Source organism: Paraburkholderia sp. UCT70, assembly GCF_050434085.1.
Taxonomy (GTDB): Bacteria; Pseudomonadota; Gammaproteobacteria; order Burkholderiales; family Burkholderiaceae; genus Paraburkholderia; species Paraburkholderia tuberum.
This window is the reverse complement of sequence record NZ_JBNPVZ010000002.1, coordinates 710,574-730,054: the sequence shown is the minus strand read 5'-3', so window position 1 is coordinate 730,054 and position 19,481 is coordinate 710,574. Positions and strand designations below refer to the sequence as shown.

16 protein-coding genes and 3 pseudogenes are annotated in these 19,481 nt (G+C 61.2%); 15 read left to right on the top strand and 4 right to left on the bottom strand.

Going from position 1 to position 19,481, the window contains the following annotated elements; genetic code table 11:
- Positions 1-11 precede the first annotated feature (11 nt).
- Positions 12-959 carry a GlxA family transcriptional regulator gene (locus OKW41_RS05605; protein WP_429571805.1) on the bottom strand — a complete coding sequence of 316 codons (948 nt, stop codon included), beginning with the start codon at positions 957-959 and terminating at the stop codon, positions 12-14.
- Positions 960-1,167: 208 nt separating this feature from the next.
- Between OKW41_RS05605 and OKW41_RS05600 the strand changes: the two genes are divergently transcribed.
- The 8 genes and pseudogenes from OKW41_RS05600 to OKW41_RS05565 all read left to right on the top strand — a co-directional run.
- Complete coding sequence (locus OKW41_RS05600; RefSeq protein ID WP_429571804.1) at positions 1,168-2,451, top strand: epoxide hydrolase family protein; 1,284 nt, start codon at positions 1,168-1,170, stop codon at positions 2,449-2,451.
- 40 nt (positions 2,452-2,491) lie between these two features.
- Positions 2,492-2,782, top strand: coding sequence for a hypothetical protein (locus OKW41_RS05595; protein WP_429447010.1), 291 nt, complete (start codon positions 2,492-2,494; stop codon positions 2,780-2,782).
- Between the two features lie 571 nt (positions 2,783-3,353).
- On the top strand, positions 3,354-5,075 hold the full coding sequence (gene poxB / locus OKW41_RS05590) for a ubiquinone-dependent pyruvate dehydrogenase (protein ID WP_429571803.1): 1,722 nt from the start codon (positions 3,354-3,356) through the stop codon (positions 5,073-5,075).
- Positions 5,076-5,727: 652 nt separating this feature from the next.
- The gene (locus OKW41_RS05585; RefSeq protein WP_429571802.1) at positions 5,728-5,871 is read left to right on the top strand and encodes a hypothetical protein; all 144 of its coding nucleotides are present in this window, start codon (positions 5,728-5,730) and stop codon (positions 5,869-5,871) included.
- Positions 5,872-5,899: 28 nt separating this feature from the next.
- A pseudogene (locus tag OKW41_RS05580) lies at positions 5,900-6,088 on the top strand (sigma factor); the annotation flags it as partial.
- An 830-nt stretch (positions 6,089-6,918) separates the two neighbouring features.
- Entirely contained in the window at positions 6,919-9,066 is a 2,148-nt protein-coding gene (locus OKW41_RS05575) for a molybdopterin-containing oxidoreductase family protein (RefSeq protein ID WP_429571801.1), read from the top strand.
- A 530-nt stretch (positions 9,067-9,596) separates the two neighbouring features.
- Positions 9,597-10,181: pseudogene (locus OKW41_RS05570) on the top strand (IS66 family transposase); the annotation flags it as partial.
- Between the two features lie 68 nt (positions 10,182-10,249).
- Positions 10,250-10,402: pseudogene (locus OKW41_RS05565) on the top strand (IS30 family transposase); the annotation flags it as partial.
- Positions 10,403-10,621: 219 nt separating this feature from the next.
- On the opposite strand, the gene OKW41_RS05560 reads toward OKW41_RS05565, so the two are convergent.
- Both OKW41_RS05560 and OKW41_RS05555 read right to left on the bottom strand, forming a co-directional pair.
- Positions 10,622-11,380, bottom strand: coding sequence for an SDR family NAD(P)-dependent oxidoreductase (locus tag OKW41_RS05560; protein ID WP_429571800.1), 759 nt, complete (start codon positions 11,378-11,380; stop codon positions 10,622-10,624).
- Between the two features lie 63 nt (positions 11,381-11,443).
- A complete protein-coding gene (locus OKW41_RS05555) occupies positions 11,444-12,193 on the bottom strand; it encodes an SDR family oxidoreductase (protein ID WP_429571799.1) in 750 nt (249 codons plus the stop codon).
- Positions 12,194-12,296: 103 nt separating this feature from the next.
- Between OKW41_RS05555 and OKW41_RS05550 the strand changes: the two genes are divergently transcribed.
- From OKW41_RS05550 to OKW41_RS05540, 3 genes are all read left to right on the top strand, one after another.
- Complete coding sequence (locus OKW41_RS05550) at positions 12,297-13,214, top strand: AraC family transcriptional regulator (protein ID WP_429445303.1); 918 nt, start codon at positions 12,297-12,299, stop codon at positions 13,212-13,214.
- Positions 13,215-14,018: 804 nt separating this feature from the next.
- Positions 14,019-14,765, top strand: a complete 747-nt coding sequence (locus OKW41_RS05545) for an SDR family NAD(P)-dependent oxidoreductase (protein ID WP_429571798.1) — start codon at positions 14,019-14,021, stop codon at positions 14,763-14,765.
- 495 nt (positions 14,766-15,260) lie between these two features.
- On the top strand, positions 15,261-16,541 hold the full coding sequence (locus tag OKW41_RS05540; RefSeq protein ID WP_429573353.1) for an IS110 family transposase: 1,281 nt from the start codon (positions 15,261-15,263) through the stop codon (positions 16,539-16,541).
- 261 nt (positions 16,542-16,802) lie between these two features.
- Here OKW41_RS05540 and OKW41_RS05535 read toward each other — a convergent pair whose 3' ends face one another.
- A complete protein-coding gene (locus OKW41_RS05535; protein ID WP_429446912.1) occupies positions 16,803-17,441 on the bottom strand; it encodes a glutathione S-transferase in 639 nt (212 codons plus the stop codon).
- 188 nt (positions 17,442-17,629) lie between these two features.
- Here OKW41_RS05535 and OKW41_RS05530 point away from each other — a divergent pair, with 188 nt between their 5' ends.
- The 4 genes from OKW41_RS05530 to OKW41_RS05515 all read left to right on the top strand — a co-directional run bounded on the left by OKW41_RS05530 (position 17,630) and on the right by OKW41_RS05515 (position 19,389).
- Entirely contained in the window at positions 17,630-18,205 is a 576-nt protein-coding gene (locus tag OKW41_RS05530) for a TetR/AcrR family transcriptional regulator (protein ID WP_429571797.1), read from the top strand.
- On the top strand, positions 18,168-18,377 hold the full coding sequence (locus OKW41_RS05525; RefSeq protein WP_429445296.1) for an SDR family oxidoreductase: 210 nt from the start codon (positions 18,168-18,170) through the stop codon (positions 18,375-18,377). Before OKW41_RS05530 ends, OKW41_RS05525 begins: the two co-directional genes overlap by 38 nt.
- A 36-nt stretch (positions 18,378-18,413) precedes the next feature.
- Entirely contained in the window at positions 18,414-18,929 is a 516-nt protein-coding gene (locus OKW41_RS05520) for a DUF2867 domain-containing protein (RefSeq protein ID WP_429571796.1), read from the top strand.
- 274 nt (positions 18,930-19,203) lie between these two features.
- The gene (locus OKW41_RS05515) at positions 19,204-19,389 is read left to right on the top strand and encodes a hypothetical protein (RefSeq protein ID WP_429571795.1); all 186 of its coding nucleotides are present in this window, start codon (positions 19,204-19,206) and stop codon (positions 19,387-19,389) included.
- Positions 19,390-19,481: the final 92 nt, after the last annotated feature.

The following is a 19,481-nucleotide window of genomic DNA, read 5'->3' as shown; positions in this document are numbered from 1 at the left end:
CGCCGCACCCATCATCCCGGCGCGGCCCAGCGAGCATTGCGACGTATCGCCTGTGGCGGTTGTCCGAACGCTCGAGTGAACGCATCGCGCATGCGGCGCGGGTCGGAAAATCCAGTCTGCTGGGCGATCTGTTCGACCGTATGGCGGCTCCTTTCCAGCATGAGCCGCGCGGCTTCGAGACGCAGTCTCTCGACGGCCTTGGCGGGCGATTGCCCCGTCTCCGCCCGGAACGCGCGACTGAACTGACGCGGGCTGAGCCGCGCGACTTCAGCCAGTTGTTCCACCAGCAGCGGTTGCGCGAGATTCTTCCGCGCGTACGTCAGCGCGGACTGAATGCGATCCGATTTCGCATCGAGTTCCAGCAACGCCGAATGCTGGGACTGACCACCGGCGCGTCGATGGGAAACGACGAGCGTTTGCGCGACCGATCTCGCAACGTCCACCCCCAGATCGGCCTCGACCAGCGCCAACGCGAGATCGATTCCTGCCGTCATGCCCGCCGACGTCCAAATCGAACCGTCGACCGCGTAAATCCGGTCTTCCTCCACACGGATGCGCGGAAACTGCTTCCGCAGCGCGGACGCATAGACCCAGTGCGTGGTGGCGCGCTTGCCGTCGAGAAGGCCCGCTTCCGCCAGCACGAAGGCGCCCGTGCAAATAGCGGCGACGCGCCGGGCCTTCGCCGCGCTGTGACGCGCGTAGGCGAGCAGCCCATGGGACGGCCGCACCGCGCCGGGATCGCCGCCCGTGAAAAGAACCGTGTCGAACGTTCGCTCTTCGAAGGGTTCGGTCATCACCGTGGGACCACCGATCGGTCTGACCGGCGCGCCATGTTCCGACAGCGTGAGTACTTCGTAGAACGATTCACCGAATTTCTGATTAGCAAACGAAAACACCGGCTGCGCAGCGAGCGACATGGCGTGAAACCCATCGAACACGACGAACGCGACTGACGGCACGGCGATTCCTTTGAGTGGTGTCCTGAAACCGTAGTTTCTACGTCCTTTGCGAACTCGGCGGCCGCCCATATAAATGCGCTATGGATGCGCGGATTTGATTGAACGCGAACAAGCGGACCTCGACGATCCTTCCGCACCAGCGGTCGACTGACTCTATCAGTTCCCATTCTAGTCACCGTTTCCTTATCGCAGGTCAGGAGAACTCCTCATGAAAGTCCTCAAATCCCTACTCGTCACCGCGCTGATGGCGGCTCCCGCCATCGCGAACTTGCCGGCGACCGCGCTTGCGGCCGAGGCGCCCGTGACGTCGGCTGCGTCGACGGAAGACACGGCGATCCGCCCGTTCACGGCGCACTTTTCCGACGCGCAACTAGCCGAGCTGAAGAAACGCATCGCGCAGACGCGCTGGCCGCAACCGGAGACGGTGACGGATCGGTCGCAAGGCGCGCAGCTCGCGAAGCTGCAGGCGCTCGTGCAGTATTGGGGCACCGACTACGACTGGCGGACCGCTGAAGCGAAGCTCAACGCGCTGCCGCAGTACGTAACCACGATCGACGGGGTCGATATTCACTTCATCTGGGTACGCTCGAAAAATCCCGGTGCGTTGCCGCTCATCATGACGCATGGCTGGCCCGGCTCGGTCTTCGAAGAGCTCAAGGTGATCGGACCGTTGACTGACCCCGTAGCGTACGGAGGACGGGTGGAGGATTCGTTCGATCTGGTTCTGCCATCGATGCCCGGATATGGGTTTTCGGGCAAGCCGGCAACGGCCGACTGGACGCCTGATCATATCGCGCGAGCGTGGGAAGAACTGATGCGGCGGTTGGGCTATCAGCACTACGTCGCGCAGGGCGGAGACTGGGGCTCGGTGATCGCCGACAAGATGGCCGCGCAAAAGCCGCCGGGCTTGCTCGGCATTCACGTCAACATGCCGGCGACCGTGCCGCCCGAAATCGCAAAGCGGCTGAAGGCAGGCGATCCGCCGCCGCGCGGACTTTCCGACAAGGAGAAAATCGCCTACCAGTCGCTGAACAATCTGTACACGCGCGGCGGCGGCTATGCGGCGATGATGGTCACACGTCCGCAGACGATCGGCTATGCGCTCGCGGACTCTCCGGTCGGGCAGGCTGCGTGGATGTACGACAAATTCGCGGACTGGACCTACAGCGGCGGCGATCCTGAACGGTCATTGAGCAAAGACGAGATGCTCGACGACATCACGTTGTACTGGCTGACCAATACCTCCACGTCGGCGGCGCAGCTTTACTGGACCAACAACGCGAACAACTTCAATAGCGTGAACATCTCGATCCCAGCCGCCGTGACGGTGTTTCCCGGCGAGATCTATCAGGCGCCCCGCAGTTGGACCGAGCGCAGCTATCACAACCTCATCTACTTCAACGAAGTGAACAAGGGCGGCCACTTCGCGGCATGGGAACAACCGCAACTTTTCTCGGAAGAAATTCGCGCTGCCTTCAGGTCGCTGCGCTGATCGCTGTCGCGCACAGCGTAACGTTCGAAGGAGATTCGCAATGTCGGATGAAATCAATAGGCGTCGTCGACGCCTTCTCGGGAGCGTCGCCATCGGCGCCGCCGCGCTCAACCTCGGTTTGAATGGCTGGGCGAATGCGCAGTCTGTTGCAGGAGATACAAACGGTAGCGCTGCGCCGCGACCAACATCGTTCGCGACGATCAAGCAGATCGACGCCGGCGTTCTGAACATCGGCACGCAACGTACCATCGGAGGCGGCATCGGTCACAATTTGCCGCAAGAAGCACCGCAGGCGTTTGCGGAGGCGATAATCGACGTGGCGCGCTACTAGCGTCGAAGCCAATGTGCATGTTCGCGCACCTCAGTATGCGGCGCGCGAACATGCACTCGATCGAACTCATTTTCCCAGGGACTTGCACCCGGCGACGCCGAGCGAGCATGAACAAGCAAAGCCCATTCGCCGCAAGGATGTCTACCGCCGGATAAAGCCACGGCCACGTTCCATTTCGCCACCGTATGAAGCCGATGGCTCCCAGGGTGCGCTGCGTGGCGAGTGAGTCGTGCAGGGCAAGCAGATCTGCACCGCTTCCTGGTCGTTGTCGGCGTCAAGCGCGCGGGCCAATCCAACCGCAGCCCGCACGATTTTCGCCCGCTTCCTTTCGAAGTGCCGACATGCCTGATATGCCTGATATGCACTAAGGTATCAGTTGAGCGGCGAACTGGTGCCTGCGTGGCCCGAGCATGTGTGAGGCAGGCGTTTGAGCCTCGGCGGTAGCGCCGCGAGTCGCACGACCCGATGGAACTGCATTCCGACGCGCCGCTAACCGCCTTCTTGCACGTTACGGCTGGCCACGGGCCGGCTTGGCGGGTGCCGGCATTCCTTTTTCAGTGAGGAGTTGACCATGGCAAAGCAGACGATCGCTGAATATCTGGCAAAAACGCTTGAGGCCGCAGGGGTCGAGCGCATCTGGGGCGTGACGGGCGACAGTCTGAATGGACTGGCGTTTAGCCTGAGCCGACTCGGCTCGATCCGCTGGATGCACACACGTCATGAGGAGAGTGCCGCTTTTGCGGCCGGTGCCGATGCTGCATCGACAGGGCGGCTCGCCGTGTGCGCGGGCAGCTGCGGTCCGGGCAATCTTCACCTGATTAATGGACTGTTCGACTGTCATCGCAATCATCAGTCCGTGCTCGCGATTGCAGCGCATATTCCGTCGACGGAAATCGGCCTCGGCTACTTTCAGGAGACGCATCCTCAGGAGTTGTTCAGGGAATGCAGCTATTTCGCCGAGTTGGTGTCGAACGCGCAGCAGTTTCCTCGCGTCCTCGCGCGCGCAATGCACACTGCCGTCGAGCAGCGCGGAGTCGCCGTCATCGTCTTACCGGGCGACGTAGCGTTGAGCGATGGGCCCGTGGAAACCGCGAGTTGGACCGAATCGGCTCCGCCGTCCATCGTTCCGGCAGATAACGACCTCGACCGACTGGCGGATCTTCTCAACACGTCCGCGGCTGTGACGTTGCTGTGCGGCAGCGGCACGCAAGGCGCCCATGACGAAGTCGTAGCATTGGCGGACACGCTGGCTGCGCCCGTGGTTCACGCTTTGCGCGGCAAGCAGTTCGTCGAATGGGACAATCCTTTCGACGTCGGCATGACGGGCTTGATTGGTTTCAGCTCGGGCTATCACGCGATGCAATCGTGCGACACGCTGCTCATGTTGGGCACGGATTTTCCGTATCGCCCGTTCTATCCGAGCAACGCAAAGGTTGTCCAGATCGATTGGAAGGGCTCGCAACTCGGCCATCGTGCGCCGCTTGCACTTGGACTGGTGGGAACGGTCAAGGATACGATCAAGGCAGTACTGCCGCGTTTGCACAGAAAGACCGATCGTGGGTTTCTCGACAACGCGCGCAAGCACTACGCTTCGGCAAGAAAAGGGCTGGACGACCTCGCTGTCGCGTCCGCTCCAGGCAGGCCAATTCATCCACAATACCTGACCAGGCTCATCGACGAAGCGGCCGACGAAAATGCCATTTTTACCGCGGATGTCGGCACGCCGACACTCTGGGCGGCCCGCTATCTGACGATGAACGGCAAGCGGCAGTTGCATGGCTCGTTCAATCACGGATCGATGGCGAATGCCATGCCGCAGGCGCTCGGCGCGCAGGGCGCGAATCCTGGGCGCCAGGTCGTCTCGCTTTCCGGCGACGGCGGATTGTCGATGCTACTCGGCGATCTTCTATCGGCGCGACAATTGGATCTGCCGATCAAGGTTGTCGTGTTCAACAACAGTTTGCTTGGCTTCGTTTCGATGGAGTTGAAGGCTGCCGGATTCGTGGATACCAACGTGGATCTGAGCAAGACCGATTTTGCGGCGATTGCGAAAGGCGCCGAGATTTTCAGTATCAGGGTTGAGGAGTCGGAAAGTCTTCCGGACGCGCTGAAAGCCGCATTTTCACATTCGGGGCCGGCGCTCGTCGATGTGGTGACATCGAAGTACGAACTTGCGATGCCGCCCAAGGTCGAGCTCGCGCATGCGAAGGGGTTTAGCCTGTTCATGCTGCGCGCGATCCTCAGCGGGCGAGGCGATGAAATCATCGAGCTCGCCAAAACGAACTTGCGCTAGTGCACGCGCACCGCAGAAAGCATGCCGCGGAGATGACCGATCAGAGTGGTCGACCGTTTTTACGGGCAGGTCGAAGGCGCTGCGCGACGATTCAACAGAATAGGCCAGTCTTGGTTCCCTTCATCGATCGCGCGCGAATGGCAGCCGATGCGGGACCAACGGCCTCGCGGCTCCAGCTAGCGAGGGTCTCTTCACGGTCGACATGAACCCGACTCATCCGGCAGCACGCGGGTGCTTCGGACATCCGCCGCGCTTCACGAACAAGGAATCGTCGGCAACGCGCGAACACCGTTCTAGCGATGCGGGGCTATGCCAGCAAACGGTCGCGGAGCTTGCGCAAAGTCCGTGCCGCGTCGAGCGTGCATCCTCGCGAGGCGATACGTGTCACAAATAATCAATGTGGTGGAATATTGGCGCGCCGTGGGCGTTTGTAGATTAGGCGTCGCGTGCAAGACCGCGAAGCCGCGGAACCGCGAAATGGAATCGTCGGCCGCGCACAGCGGTTGCGTCTCCGTTTTGCAGGAGGTTTGTCTGTCCTTTTTGTAAACGTTCACCGGCGTCGCGGCACTTGCCGCCAGCGATCCGCGACTCGCCGGCTCAACGCGTGGCCGCGCGACAAGTCAGTCGCGTTGGCCGTGCAGGAGAGTTCTAAATGAAAGTATCAAGACTGCTATCGGCCGTATGCGTGATCATCGCGCTAGGAGTCGCATCGTTGTCGTTGGCCGCGTGCCAGTCCACGGGCGACACGAGCTCGTCGGGCAGCAGCAGCGGCACCAGCAGCAGCGGCGGCTATTGATGCGCGCTCGCGCGACCGTCAGCGCCGCGTGAACTTCGAAGCGGAAGTGATATCGCGGCTCCCGCAGCCGCGGCGCTATGCGCGTGCGCTGACGCGCGACTCAGTCTGGGCTGACCATCTGGTTCACGATACGGCCGAGCGGGCGCTCGCGCGCTGGAAAGGCTTTTGGCCCGACCGCAATCTGCGTGCGTGGCTGCTGACGATCCTGCGACACATTGTCTGACAGGCTCGTGAGGAAAATGCCGACATCTTCTTCTGGGACGAATCTGGCTTTCGGGCCGCTTCTTGAGTAGAGCAGCCGGTTGAATGACCATTAAGCGCAAGGGCGAACGACCGTAGGTGGCCGACTGCACCTGCTGAGTTGCAGTACCGCAAAGCTGCCGCTGGCCTACGCGGGGTCTTTTGGATGGCAGCTTACGGTCAACCCGGCCGAATGCGTACAGCCGGCCATGAAGCGCCGCTCGCCCTTTATCGACAGGTGTCGCGTTACGCGCCGAAACCGGTCATTTGACCGACGCGCACGCTGGCTGTTCGATCAGATTTGCGAGGCTGGTTGGAGCGAGCGCGTTATGAGCGCTGATAGAGAAGCGTCGGGTCCATACATGCACGAAATAGCCCAATATAGATCTGACCCAATGGAGCAGCCGCCGGGGGATCGCGGCTCGTACATTTGCTCGGCAGTGAAACGTCGCTTTGGTGCCCACTTTTATCCCACTCACGTCGCTTTGGCTGACGTTCGTATCGACCTCCCATCTTCGTGAGGGCGTGCTTCTCGTGCGACGGGCCGTCGCGAGGCCCGATGTCCCCGCCGGGGCGCGGCGTGCCGGACTTGCGGGCAGCGGCGCTCGCAACAGGTCGTCGGGCCATGTTGTCAAAATATGAACGTCGTTTATAATAGCGAATGGACGGCCGCAATCTGGCGGCGATCTAACGCTAGTCGTATGCGGGTGCTCTGTCATCGCGCAGGTATCCGGCTCGGCTTTAACCTTTACGCCGAAAGTTGTGGGCGGTTACGAGGTGTGGGCCACACTACAGGAGGAGCTCGCCGTGCCACGCGAAGCCGTCACAGCCTGCCGCATCTGCGCCGGCAACTGTTCACTGCGCTTGACCCTGGACAACGCCGGACGCGTCGTTGCTGCGCGCGGCGACCGCGACAATCCGCTCACGCGCGGCTACGCCTGCATCAAGGGCGCGTATCTGCATGAGGCGCATAACAGCGCGGAGCGGCTCTTGCACCCGATGAAACGGCAGCGCGATGGCAGTTTCGTGCAGATGCCGCTTGACGTGATGCTGGCCGAGATCGCGATGCAACTCCAGGCACTGATCGAGCGCCACGGCGCCGATGCGGTCGCAGCCTATCGCGGCACCATGAACTACTCTAACCTCGCCGCCAATCATATGTTGCCCGCCTTCCTCGCGGCGCTGGGTTCGAATTCGTTTTTCTCTACAATGACCATCGACCAGTCGGCCAAATGGGTGGCATTTGAGCGACTGGGCGGCTGGGCTGCCGGCAAAGATCCGTATGCGCTCGCCGACGCGCTATTGTTCGTCGGCACCAATCCGCTGGTGTCGCTAGCCACGTTCAACTTTGCATTGCAGAATCCGGTCAAGCAACTCCACGAAGCGAAGGAGCGCGGCCTGAAGCTGGTGGTGATTGATCCACGAGAGACAGAGACCGCCCGCCATGCCGATGTCTTCCTGCAGGTGCTGCCGGGCGAGGACCCGACCGTCCTGGCTGGCCTGCTGCGCATCATTCTGTGTCGCGGCTGGCACGATGCTGAATTCTGCGCGCGCTACGTCAAGGACCTGCGACGACTGGCGCGCGCGGTCGAGCCATTCACGCCCGAATACGTCGCCCAGCGCGCCGGCGTAAGCGTCGAAGGGCTCGAAGCCGCCGCTGCGGCCTTCGCGGAACCCGTCCGGGAGGCCGGCGGCCTGCGCCGCAAGCGTGGCTCGGCCGCGTCGGGAACCGGGCCCAACATGGCGCCGCACTCCAATCTGGCCGAGCATCTGGTCGAATGCCTCAACGTCGTGTGTGGCCGCTTCGCTCGCCCCGGCGACCCTGTACCGAATCCCGGTGTGATCGCCCCACGCTACCAGCGCCGCGCCGAAGTGATTCCGCCACGCCGTTCCTGGGAATCCGGCTGGAAGAGCCGTGTCGGCGGCTATGGCATGCTGTTCGGCCAGAAGATGAGCGGCACGCTGGCTCAGGAAATCACTACGCCTGGCGCCGGCCAGATCCGCGCGCTGTTGGTCGACGGCGGCAATCCAGTCGATGCCGTGCCCGACCAGCGCCGCATCGCCGATGCACTGCGCCAACTGCAACTGCTGGTATGCATCGAGCCTTTCATGACTAACACTGCGCGGCTCGCGCACTATGTGATTCCACCGAAGCTGATGTTCGAGCGCGCCGACCTGCATTCGCGCGACTATGAGTCCTACATCATGTTTCAGCCTTACGCACAATACTCGGCCGCCGTGGCGACGCCGCCGGAGGGATCCGAAGTCGTGGACGACTGGTTCGTATTCTGGGATCTGGCGCGGCGCCTGGGCAAGACCATCATATTCGACGAAGTTCCGCTCGATATGCGCGCAGCTCCGACCACCGAAGAGCTGCTTGCGATCCTGGTTCGCCACGGCTCGATCTCATTTGACGAACTGAAGCTGTACCCACAAGGGAAAATCTACGAGATCGAACCGATGATCGTGCAGCCCGGCGAGCCAGGGAACCCCGCGCGCTTCGACGTGATGCCGGACGACGTCGAGTGCGAACTGGCGGGCGTACTGAACGAAGCGGGGGCGCCGCCGGGGTTCACGCATCGCCTGGCGGTGCGGCGCGTGCGCGACGTGCAGAACACCATGTACCACCACTTGCCCGCGGTCCGCCGACGCATGCCGTTCAATCCGGCCTTTGTGCATCCCGATGACCTGGCTGCTCAAGGACTGACCGAAGGCCAGTGCGTGGCCATTGTTTCGCCGCACGGCCGCATTCGAGCTATCGTCAAAGCGGACGCCGCACTGCGCCGAGGCGTCGTTTCCATTCCGCACGGCTGGGGACCGATGCCCGACGAGGAGCCCGAAACCTACGCCGGCGCCAATCCAAACCAGTTGCTCAGCACTACAGTTGGTCTTGATCCGATCAACGCCATGCCGGTAATGAGCGCGATGCCGGTACGCATCGAAGCTGTAGACTGAATCGCAAGAGAGAACCCCCGTTCGAATCGAACGATTTGTTTCCGAGCACGACGATGCAGCTGCGCTCACTTTCCGGACCTGTGCCGAGAGATTGCGAAACCGACCCACGACAAGCGCAACAAGATGTTCGAAGAAGCTCGCCAAAAGCGAGAAGCGTTCCTTAGCGAGAGTGTATCGATCGAGGCGACTCGCATGATTTCAGAAGGGGAGTATCCGACCGTTAAGCAACTCCTTCAGTTCGCTAAGTTGCTAAGACTTGGCGTCGAAAAAACGACAGACCGTCGTTGCATCCGGCAGGCGCAATTGAGCGCGCTTGAGCAAGGGTAAGTAGGCACCCGGCCCCGGAGGGGAAACACATCCAAACCGTAGCCAGCGCTTCCTCAAAAACAGATAAAAGGGCGTTGCCCGCTGTCCTCGCCTACCACAACAGCGGACAGAAACGTGGTGCATAGCAAATTGAAACCGCTTCTGGCAGTGACATCCGCTAGACCACATACGACGGAGGACGAGGCGCCAGCGCCCTCCTGAGCGTGCACCTCGGATGCTGGGCTCATGCGAGACGGTATCTGGTCAAGGCCGAAGATAACGTGCCCAAGGCGGCCCGCTCCGCCGATCTGCTCGCCACACGCTTCATCAACCTGATCGGCAAGCTGTTCGCAGCGGAGGCGCGCAGTGAAACGTGGCCGGCTGAACGACGACAGCGATTGCGACGACGATACAGTCCACGCGTGCTGGATGCCATCGAAAAGCTGATGCTTGAACAGTTGCCCGGCGTCGTGCCGCAAAGCTTACTCGGCAAGGCGCTGACCTATCTGTATGGACAGTGGCCCAAGCTGATCCGATACGTCGAGAACGGCAACTGGCCCATATCGAACAATCCCTGCGAAAATTCCATTCGCCCGTTTGTCGTCGCACGCAAAAGCTTCCTGTTTGCCGATACAGTTGCTGGCGCACATGCGAGTGCGAATCTTTATTCGCTGGTCGAGTCAGCAAAGGCCAACGGCATCGACCCGTACTGCTACCTCACCTGGCTGTTCCAACGTCTGCCACTGGCGAAGACCGTCGACGACTACGACGCGCTGTTGCCGTGGAGGATGCCCGCCAATCTCCGCTGACCCTTCTCCCGGCCACACAATTTACGCCTCAGAGCACCTCTGAGTGGCGTCGTTCGTGGACCGCATACAGACAATACTTCCCGAAAGGCATCGACCTGTCGGTCTACTCACAGGCCAAACTCAATGCCGTGGCTCGAAGGCTGAACGAGCGTCCAAGGAAGACACTGGACTACGAAACGCCGGCTGAACGGTTCCATCGAACTATTGCATCGACCGGTTGAATCCGCCACCCTGAACCGCCGTTCAACTCAAATCACCGGAACGGCTCCTTCGGAGGCGCACCTGCCGTCTGCTCATCGCATGCGCCGAGCGGACGCTCAGCCGCCAGCAATTCAACAACAGCGAAATTTAAGGCTGCTACCAAGGCTCAGGCGAACGGTCTGGTTTCATGCGCTCCGACCCAATCCATCGGTCCCTCCGAACACGCGCACAAACTTAAATCACCATGGGATCGTTTCCCCTTTCCAGCGCGTGAACGTCCCTGTGGGGCCGTCCGGACCCAGCAGCGCAACGCGCACCACCTCGCGAGCGCCTTCCTCGACGGTCTCGGTGCCCGCATATCCGTTGAGGTTCGTCCTGGTAAAACCCGGGGAGACGGCATTGACCTTGATACCTTCTGGCTCAAGTTCGATCGCCATGGCGACCGTCAAAGCGTTGAGAGCCGTCTTGGATGCCGGGTAGACGGGGCCGAAGATCGCGCGGTAGGGGAAGGCCGAGTCCGAGTTCGTCGTCAACGACCCAACGCCACTCGACACGTTAACGATGCGGGAGCCAGGCGTCTTGCGCAAAAGTGGCAGCATCGCCTGGTACACAGCGAGCACGCCAAACACGTTGGTGTCCCATATCGCGCGCATTTCATCTAGAGCCACATTGCTCGGGCGCGTCGTCTTTGCGTACTCCTCGACGGACTGACCGGGTTGCTTCTTCGTATTCGAGATGGCCGCGTTCTGGATGAGCACGTCAAGGCGGCCAAACTCGTTTCGGACGCGCTCCGTCGCATATGTGATCGAAGTCTGATCCGTCACGTCGAGTTGGAGCGCGAACGCGCCCAGCCCAACTTCCCTGGCCGCAACCTCGCCGCGTTCGAGGCTGCGCGACCCTACCAACACAGTCAAGCCGCGTACCGCGAGATCCTTTGCAATCTGGAGACCGATTCCTTGATTAGCCCCGGTTACGAGAGCGACGGGTTTGTCCTGCATAGCAATCTCCTTATCGTAATGCGCTCGCGCGAGTACAAGCCGTGATCCATCCACGCCGCCCGCTCAGCGAAGCTCAGCCGCCCATGCTTCGGCGTCAGCGCCGGCCGGGATGCGCATTGGAGACGAGGGGTCGGTCGCCGCGCGCCACACGGCGTCGGCGACGTCCTGTGCCCGGGTCACCGGTGTAGAGGTGTCCCGAAACCGCGCGAAGACATCCCTGACGAGATCAGCGTAGGCCTCGTGGTCGAGGCCATGCATCTGCGCGCGGGCGTTCTCTGCGAACCGGGTGTCGGGCGCGCGGCCCGGCAGCACCAGCCGCGCTCGCACGCCGAACTGTTCGAGTTCCAGCGCCATTGACTCGGTAAATGCGTTCACCGCCGCCTTGCTCGCGCGGTAAGCGGCGATGAGGGGCAGGGCCTTGAGTGTGACGCTCGATGTGACATTCACCACGACGCCGGCCTTACGCTGCCGAAACTGCGGCAGCACCGCCTGCGTCAATGCGATCGTGCCAAAGGTGTTGGTTTCGAAAATCTCGCGCACCGTCGCCATCGGGACCAGTTCCGCGGGGGACGCCGCGCCGAAGCCCGCGTTGTTGACGAGCACGTCGATCGGGCCGGCCGCCTCGACAGCTTGGCGGATGCTTTCCGGATCTGTGACGTCGAGCGCCAGCACGCGCAAGCGCTCGGAAGCCCGCAACACGTCTGCGCCCGGCGTGCGCATCGTGGCGACGACTTGCCAGTCGCGCGTCAGAAAGTAGCGGGCGATTTCGAGACCAAATCCGGAAGAGCAGCCGGTGATCAGCACGGTTTTCATGCGAACTCCTAGGTGAGATGGTTTGCGTATGCCCGTACGATAGACCGCGGCCACTGTACGCGCTACAATCGGAAGTCCGAATTTCGTTTGCAGGAGTCCGGCAGTGATCGATCCATTGGCGGAAGTCGTGACCTTGCTGCAGCCGGGCGCCCGGTTTTCCAAGCTGGTCCTCGGCGCCAGTCCCTGGCGCGTTAGCCGCTCGGATGCCGGTCAGCCGTTCTATTGCGTGATCCTCGACGGCGCGTGCCGCATGGCGATCGACGGGCACGAACCCATTGAGCTGGTCTCGGGTGACTTCGTGCTGATTCCCGCGGCCTATGGCGTCGCGATGTCCAGCCTCGTGCCGCCACCGCCAGCCGTTCAGACGCCGCAGCCAATCGCGCTCGGCAACAATGAATTCAGAATCGGGGAGTCCGGCAACCCTGTCGATTCGCGAATGATGGTCGGCCACTGCAGCTTCGGTTCACCGGATGCAGCCTTGCTGGTCTCATTGCTACCGCAACTCGTGCATGTCCGCGGTGAAGAGCGGCTGGCCACCCTCGTACAACTTGTACGGGATGAATCGCGCGAGCAGCGGCCCGCGCGCGAGCTCGTGCTGTCACGACTGCTGGAAGTGCTGCTCATCGAGGCGCTGCGGTCCACGGCGGGAACGACTGCGTCACCGGGCCTGGTTCGCGGGTTGTCCGATTGCCGCCTCGCGGCCGCGATCCGCGTTATGCACGAACACCCTACGTGCGCGTGGACGGTTGCTGAACTCGCGAAAGAGGCCGCACTGTCGCGCTCAACCTTCTTTGAACGCTTTAACCGCGCGGTCGGCGTGGCGCCGATGGAATATCTGCTCACCTGGCGCATGGCGCTAGCAAAGGATCTGCTACGCCGCAACGGAGGCCGCGTCGCCGAGATTGCACAGCGGGTCGGCTACAGCTCCGCCAGCACCTTCAGCGTCGCCTTCACGCGCCACGTAGGGCGGCCGCCTTCACAGTACGCGCGCGAAGGTCAGCCGGCCACCGACGATACGTAAGCCATCGGAAACATGCTGTTTCTGATGGCGCTAAGGCCAGGGAACTCGTTGGGTCAAGGCAACTCATCAATGACGGCTGTTTGAGGATACTGTTGAAAAAGTCGCTGGCCGTCTCTGTTGCAAGGTTTCAGGGGGTCTTCTTACCCTTGACCGACGTGTGCCAGCGGTTTGTAGGCCGATCTGAGAGGTCAATTTTCGTGCAGGAGAACTGAAAAAGCCACGCAGCGACTTTTTCAACAGTATCTGAGCGGAGCAGCCATCTGAATATCCGAGCGACGGGATAAACGAATGGCGCTTCGTGGCCGCGAGCACGTATCCAAAGTCTGACCGTGCATCTGCCGTCCGCCGCATGAAATAGCCACTCGGTTCCATGGGCGTGGAGTGGAATGCCACGGGCGGCCGGGCGTTACACCGGCTGCTATGTCCGCGCCACTGTGTCGGGCGATTTTTCCGACCATACGCTGGCGAGTGATGCACACCTTCACACCTGCGGTGCAGGCACCCGTGGGTTTGGTCATTGTGCCCTGTTCGCGCCAGCACGGTACGGACGGGACATCGCCGGCTGGCTCCCTATGCAAAGGACCTCTCACGACCCTGAACTGCCCTTCGGCCCAGTCTAGCTGCAACGGCGGCTTTGAAGCCAGAACGGCCGAAAGATCAATGAAAGCAGCAGGGCGACTTTCCGGCGAAGACGCTTTGAAGGGGGCAAACTAGGATGCTTTCCGGCAACGCCCGCTCAGCGACACCACGGCTCGCAGACGAGGCCACAACCGGTTCTGCCCCCCGCAACTGAGGAGTTCCACGATGCCAGCTCATTCGCTCAACTTAAACGATCGTGTCGCCTTGGTGACCGGCGGCTCGCGCGGAATCGGACGCGCCATTTCGATCGCGCTTGCCTCAGCCGGCGCAGCAATCGTCGTCAACTATCGGCAACGCGAGAACGACGCGGCCGACGTCGTCGCGGAAATCGAACGCGCCGGAGGCCGCGCGATCGCGGTATGCGCCGACGTATCGGTCGGAGACGACGTCGAAGCGATGATCGCCGAGGTGGAAAACCGCCTCGGCCTGATCGACGTGCTCGTGAACAACGCGGGCACCGCGACGATCGTCGACATCGACGATCTCGCGGAAGCGGAGTTCGATCGAACGCTCGCCGTCAATCTGAAATCGGCGTTTCTCTGCACGCAGGCAGTGCTGCCCGGCATGCGCGCGAGGCGCTGGGGCCGCATCGTCAACGTCTCGTCGGCCGCCGCCCGCGGCCCCGGCTTGGTTGGCGTTCACTACAACGCATCGAAAGCCGGCCTCGAAGGCTTGACGCGCGGCTATGCTGCACGGCTCGCCCGCGAAGGGATCACCGTCAACGCCGTTGCACCGGGACCGATCGACACCGAAATGGCTGGACCGCTTAAGGCGTCCAATGTCGCAGAAAGGCTGCCCGTCGGGCGCTTGGGCGAAGCAAGCGAGGTCGCGGAGGTCGTGCTGATGGTCGTCGGCAACGCATTCATCACGGGCCAAACGATCCCCGTCAACGGAGGCGCAAGCTTCATATAGATCCTTGGCCGCATCGCGCGCGGGCAAGATCCGCTGCGCGAGCGTTGCGCCCGCTCAGTGCACCGACGTCCTTTGTTATCGCCGGATCGTGGGCCGCTTCGGCGGCGAGAATGGTCGCGCGAGCAACGCAGTACACGCCCCATCTAACGACGCATGTTGGCCGAACCCGGAAGTTCGTCGTCGGTCGGTGACCCGCGGTCCTCTCGTGGTGCTGAGCTTCCGCAGTCGACCCCGTATAGATAGTCCGTCCCGGTTTCATTAATACTGGTGGCACTGGCAGCTTGCTGCCAGTGCAAGCGGGACATGCACCTGCGGATTACGAATAAGTCGACCCAAACGCCTGGACGTTTGCCGTTTTAGCTTCGAGTCCGCGGGTGCGCTTGCGCTCGTCAACGAATACTCAGGGTTCGCCGTCGCACCGGCTCACTATATTGCCTTCGCAGAGCACAAGCATGCATGTCCCTGCTGGATAATCTATCACTTGCAGAGGCTCACATGTCACCTCTGTCGGATCAGCAGTTCGCTGCGTATGTCGGCATCGACTGGGCGGACACCAAACACGATGTCCGCCTGCAGGCGGCGGGCGACACCCGGCGCGAGTTCAGTTGCGTTCCCCATCAGGTCGCATGCATTGATGAGTGGGCAAAGGGATTGCATCAGCGTTTTGATGGGCCGATCGCAGTTGCCCTCGAACTGGCGAGGGGACCCATTGTCTCCGCGCTGCAGAAATATGATTTCTTTGTCCTCTTTCCGGTTAATCCCTCAATCCTCGCGACGTACCGTGAGGCGTTCAAACCGAGTCGGGCCAAAGACGATCCCACCGATGCCGAACTGGCACTCGATCTGCTGCTTTGCCATCCCGAGCGGTTCGCTCCGCTGAGGCCGCAAAGCGCGGGTATGCGTTGTCTGATGAGCCTGATCGAGCAGCGCCGTGAAATGGTCGGCGACAAGACGCGATTCACTAACCGTTTATGCAATACGCTCAAACAGTATTACCCGCAGGCGCTGGAGTGGTTCGAGCACATCGACACGGTACCGTTCTGCGACTTCATCACCCGCTGGCCGACGCTTCCAGCCGTCAAACACGCCCACCGCAGTACCCTTGAGACATTCTTCCATGCGCACAACTGTCGCCGCCCAAGGCTGATCGAAACGCGTCTGGAATCCATCCGCTCGGCTACTTCACTCACCGAGGATCCCGGCATCGTCTCACCCTGCCGGCTACACGCGCTGGCACTGGTCGCACAACTGCGAGCCGCGCTGGCTGCGATTGATGTGTTCGACAGGGAGATTGCGACGGTCGCGCGAACGCTACCGGACTTCGCCCTGTTTGAATGCCTGCCGGGGGCGGGCCCGCATCTGACACCGCGGCTGCTTGCCGCATTCGGCGAACAGCGTGAGCGCTTCCGGCACGCGGCTGAACTGCAGAAGTATTCGGGCATTGCACCGGTCACTGAGCGCAGCGGGAAGAAATGCTGGGTGCATTGGCGCTGGCAAAGCCCAAAATTCCTGCGCCAGACCTTCGTCGAATGGGCCGGTCACACCATCGACAAATCGTTCTGGGCCGGCGCCTACTACCGGCAGCAGCGCGCGAAGGGCAGCTCATATCAGGCTGCCGTCCGGGCGCTGGCATTCAAATGGATACGCATCCTCTACCGTTGCTGGCAGACCGGGACCCGGTACGACGAAAGCATCTATCTGAATGCACTCAGGAAGCGGGGCTCCCCCCTTCTTGGAAGCCTCGCGCTTCCCGCCTCGAAACGCTTGACGGACTGACTCAGGGCGTGAATCGGCCGTCGAACTTCACGGCGGTTATGCCGTTGATTTGCTGCGGTCTGGAACGAGCCGCCCGGAAGGTAGGCACGGCAACGCATTACGTGATGCCGCAACGACTACTGATCCGCCGCGCGACCTTGGCGTCGTAGCCATCCGGTCGCGACTGAGATCACCAGTCGTCCAACTCATGCGTACCGGTCGCCCCAGTTTTGCAACCAAAGATTGGTCGCTCATCAATGAAGTCCGACGACAGCTGCGATTTCAGGCAAATGCCGGCTGGCTCTTGACGCTCGGGCGTTCGCGCATTCTCGCGTACCAGGCGAGAAGGGCTTCGCACTCTGCGGGCACCCGCAGCTTCACGATCGACGCAAAGACCAGGCCCCCAATGACGGTGATGTCGGCCATCGAGAACGCATCCCCGGCGACAAACGGCTGCTTTTTCAGGACGTCATTGAAGTACTGCATGCCCCTGAGGGCTTTGTCGCGCTGACGAAACCCCCATTCGGGGTTCTGATAAAGCTCGACTTCGGGCCCGAGCCCAGGCGTGGCGTGGTGGAAATAGACACTGATGGCATCGAGCAATTCCAGCTCGGCGCGCTTGCTCATCATGTGGATCACGCCCTTGTCGAGCGGTGTTTTGCCGGTCAGGGTGGGTGCGCCATCGAGCGTATCGAGGTATTCGGTGATGGCGGTGCATTCGGCGATGCAGGTTCCGTCATTGAGTTCGAGGACCGGCAGCGTACCCGAGTAGTTTTTCCCTGAGGTGAACTCGGGCCTTTTGTGCTCTCCCCTGTAAAGATCGACCATCACGAACTCGACGCGCGATTGCAGATTCTTTTCGGCCAAGGCGATGCGCACGCGTGTCGGATAAGGTCCCCTGGGGAAATCGTAAATCGTCATGATGGGGAGTTGGGTTACATCGGAATGAATGATGCTCGATGTCATGCTTACCTCTCCAGGTGGCTGTTACTCGGGATCGGAGGTTATGGGGAAGTATCTCCATCAACCTACCTAACGTTTGTTAGGTTTACCATAGAGGGTATAATTCGCTGTGTCAACAGTCATCCCAGTTTGCGGAGGCGGTCGTAGTGAAGAACGATTCGGGCTTGAGCTCCAGGGAACGAATCCTGGTGGCTGCTACAGAGATTGCGCAAGCGCACGGCTACAGCGGCCTGAATTTTCGTGATCTTGCTGAGGCTGTCGGCATCAGGGCCGCGAGCATCTATCATCACTTCGCAAGCAAGTCCGATCTCGGAGCGGCGGTGGCGAGGTGTTACTGGGAGGACTCGGCAGCCACGCTGGGTGCACTTTGGGCCGAATCCGCGAATCCGATCGACTGTCTGCGCCTGTATCCGGATACATTTCGCAAGGCACTGGAGCGTGGTAATCGCATATGCCTCTGCAGCTTCATGGCCGCCGAATCTGATGACTTGCCGGACGCGGTGACGAAAGAGGTCCAAACCTTTGCTGATGTGAATGTTGCATGGCTGAGCAAGGTGCTATCCGCCACGGCCATTGTCCGCGCCGAGGAGCGCGAGGGGCGTGCTCGCGCCATCTTCGCAGCCGTCGCTGGCGCTCAACTCATCGCCAGAAGTCGCGCGGATATCTCTGTCTATGATGGGTTAATTGAAAGCTATCGTATTGCTGGTCTTTTGCCGGCATAGCGGCAGAAAAAAGTCGGTACGACGCCTCCTGGCCTTCGAGGTGCAGGTGCCGGTGTGCCGGATGGGCGAAGCGAGCGATATCGCCACAGCGGCGCTATTTCTGGCGACTGACGTTTCGCGGTACATGTTGGGCGCGGAGTCGGTGGTCGACGGCGGCATCTCGCTGCTCTAATGTCTCAGCCCAGGATCCTCGCATTGGTGATCGCACATGTATTGCTATCCGAAGATCGAACAGTCCGATTTGCCGCCGGCCTCACAGCTGAAATGGTCGTACGGCCTGGCTGATTTCGCGGACGCATTCTCGGTGGACCTGCCAGAAAGAGCCTGCCACGACGCAGAGGCTCTCGCACGACACGTCTTTGCCAGGCAGCCGGCATGGATTGGCATGCTGCTGAGATTCCGGGACATTCTCGTGCGGCCGTTCGGCTTGAAGACAGCAGTTGACCTCAAGGAGAAAGGAGGCGACAGGATAAGCCTATTTCACGTATTCGAACGATATGACGACGAGATCGTTCTCGGCGAGGATGACACGCATCTGGACTTCCGCGTGTCGGTCCTCGTGCAGCCGTCATCTCACGGGCGATCCCGCCTCATAGTGACGACGCTCGTCTTCTACAATCGTCCGCTGGGGCGAGCCTATATTACGCTCATCGCACCTTTTCATCGGGTTGTCGTACGAGCCTCGCTTCATCGAGCGCAGCGGCTAGGATGGCCCAATGCATAACGGCGATCCACTGAGCCGTCTGCGCGGCGCAGCCAGAGACTTCAACCCGCTCGCGATCCGGCAGTCATTCCGTGCCTGGTTGTCATCAAACTGCTGACGATCGATTTCTCGCACAGGGCAAAGGTTTCGCCAACACCCGATGAAGTGTGTGACCGCGCGGTGCTAGCCGTGCCGACTAACTGTCAGAATTAGTTTCTCTCGCCATTGCCATGACTACGCGCCGCGATGGCTGCATTGCGTTTCACGCGAGTGAAGCGACGAAGCGGGCGCGACGGTGGAAGAACTGTCGGTGGCACTCGTCATTTCCATCAACCTGAATGTAGGTGCAGCGCTTGCCCATTCTGTGCGCAACTTAGACGGCTTTAGCAAGACCTTATCAGAAGCAGACAATTTGCAGCGACGTTTTCGCAGCAGGCGGTGGCACCGCCGCCTGCCGTCGCCGTTGATATCAACTGCTTGAATTCCGAGGTATCGAAGGGCGGCACCAAACGGCCGAAACGAGATGCGTAGCCGACGTTTGAGCGACCCACTACTACCGTGGGCAACTGACGC

Bases quoted from the DNA above. Each gene is read 5' to 3' on its own strand.
- OKW41_RS05600 (WP_429571804.1), top strand. From the start codon at position 1,168: ATGAAAGTCCTCAAATCCCTACTCGTCACCGCGCTGATGGCGGCTCCC.
- OKW41_RS05595 (WP_429447010.1), top strand. From the start codon at position 2,492: ATGTCGGATGAAATCAATAGGCGTCGTCGACGCCTTCTCGGGAGCGTC.
- poxB (WP_429571803.1), top strand. From the start codon at position 3,354: ATGGCAAAGCAGACGATCGCTGAATATCTGGCAAAAACGCTTGAGGCC.
- OKW41_RS05585 (WP_429571802.1), top strand. From the start codon at position 5,728: ATGAAAGTATCAAGACTGCTATCGGCCGTATGCGTGATCATCGCGCTA.
- OKW41_RS05560 (WP_429571800.1), bottom strand. From the start codon at position 11,380: ATGCAGGACAAACCCGTCGCTCTCGTAACCGGGGCTAATCAAGGAATC.
- OKW41_RS05555 (WP_429571799.1), bottom strand. From the start codon at position 12,193: ATGAAAACCGTGCTGATCACCGGCTGCTCTTCCGGATTTGGTCTCGAA.
- OKW41_RS05545 (WP_429571798.1), top strand. From the start codon at position 14,019: ATGCCAGCTCATTCGCTCAACTTAAACGATCGTGTCGCCTTGGTGACC.
- OKW41_RS05540 (WP_429573353.1), top strand. From the start codon at position 15,261: ATGTCACCTCTGTCGGATCAGCAGTTCGCTGCGTATGTCGGCATCGAC.
- OKW41_RS05535 (WP_429446912.1), bottom strand. From the start codon at position 17,441: ATGACGATTTACGATTTCCCCAGGGGACCTTATCCGACACGCGTGCGC.
- OKW41_RS05520 (WP_429571796.1), top strand. From the start codon at position 18,414: ATGTATTGCTATCCGAAGATCGAACAGTCCGATTTGCCGCCGGCCTCA.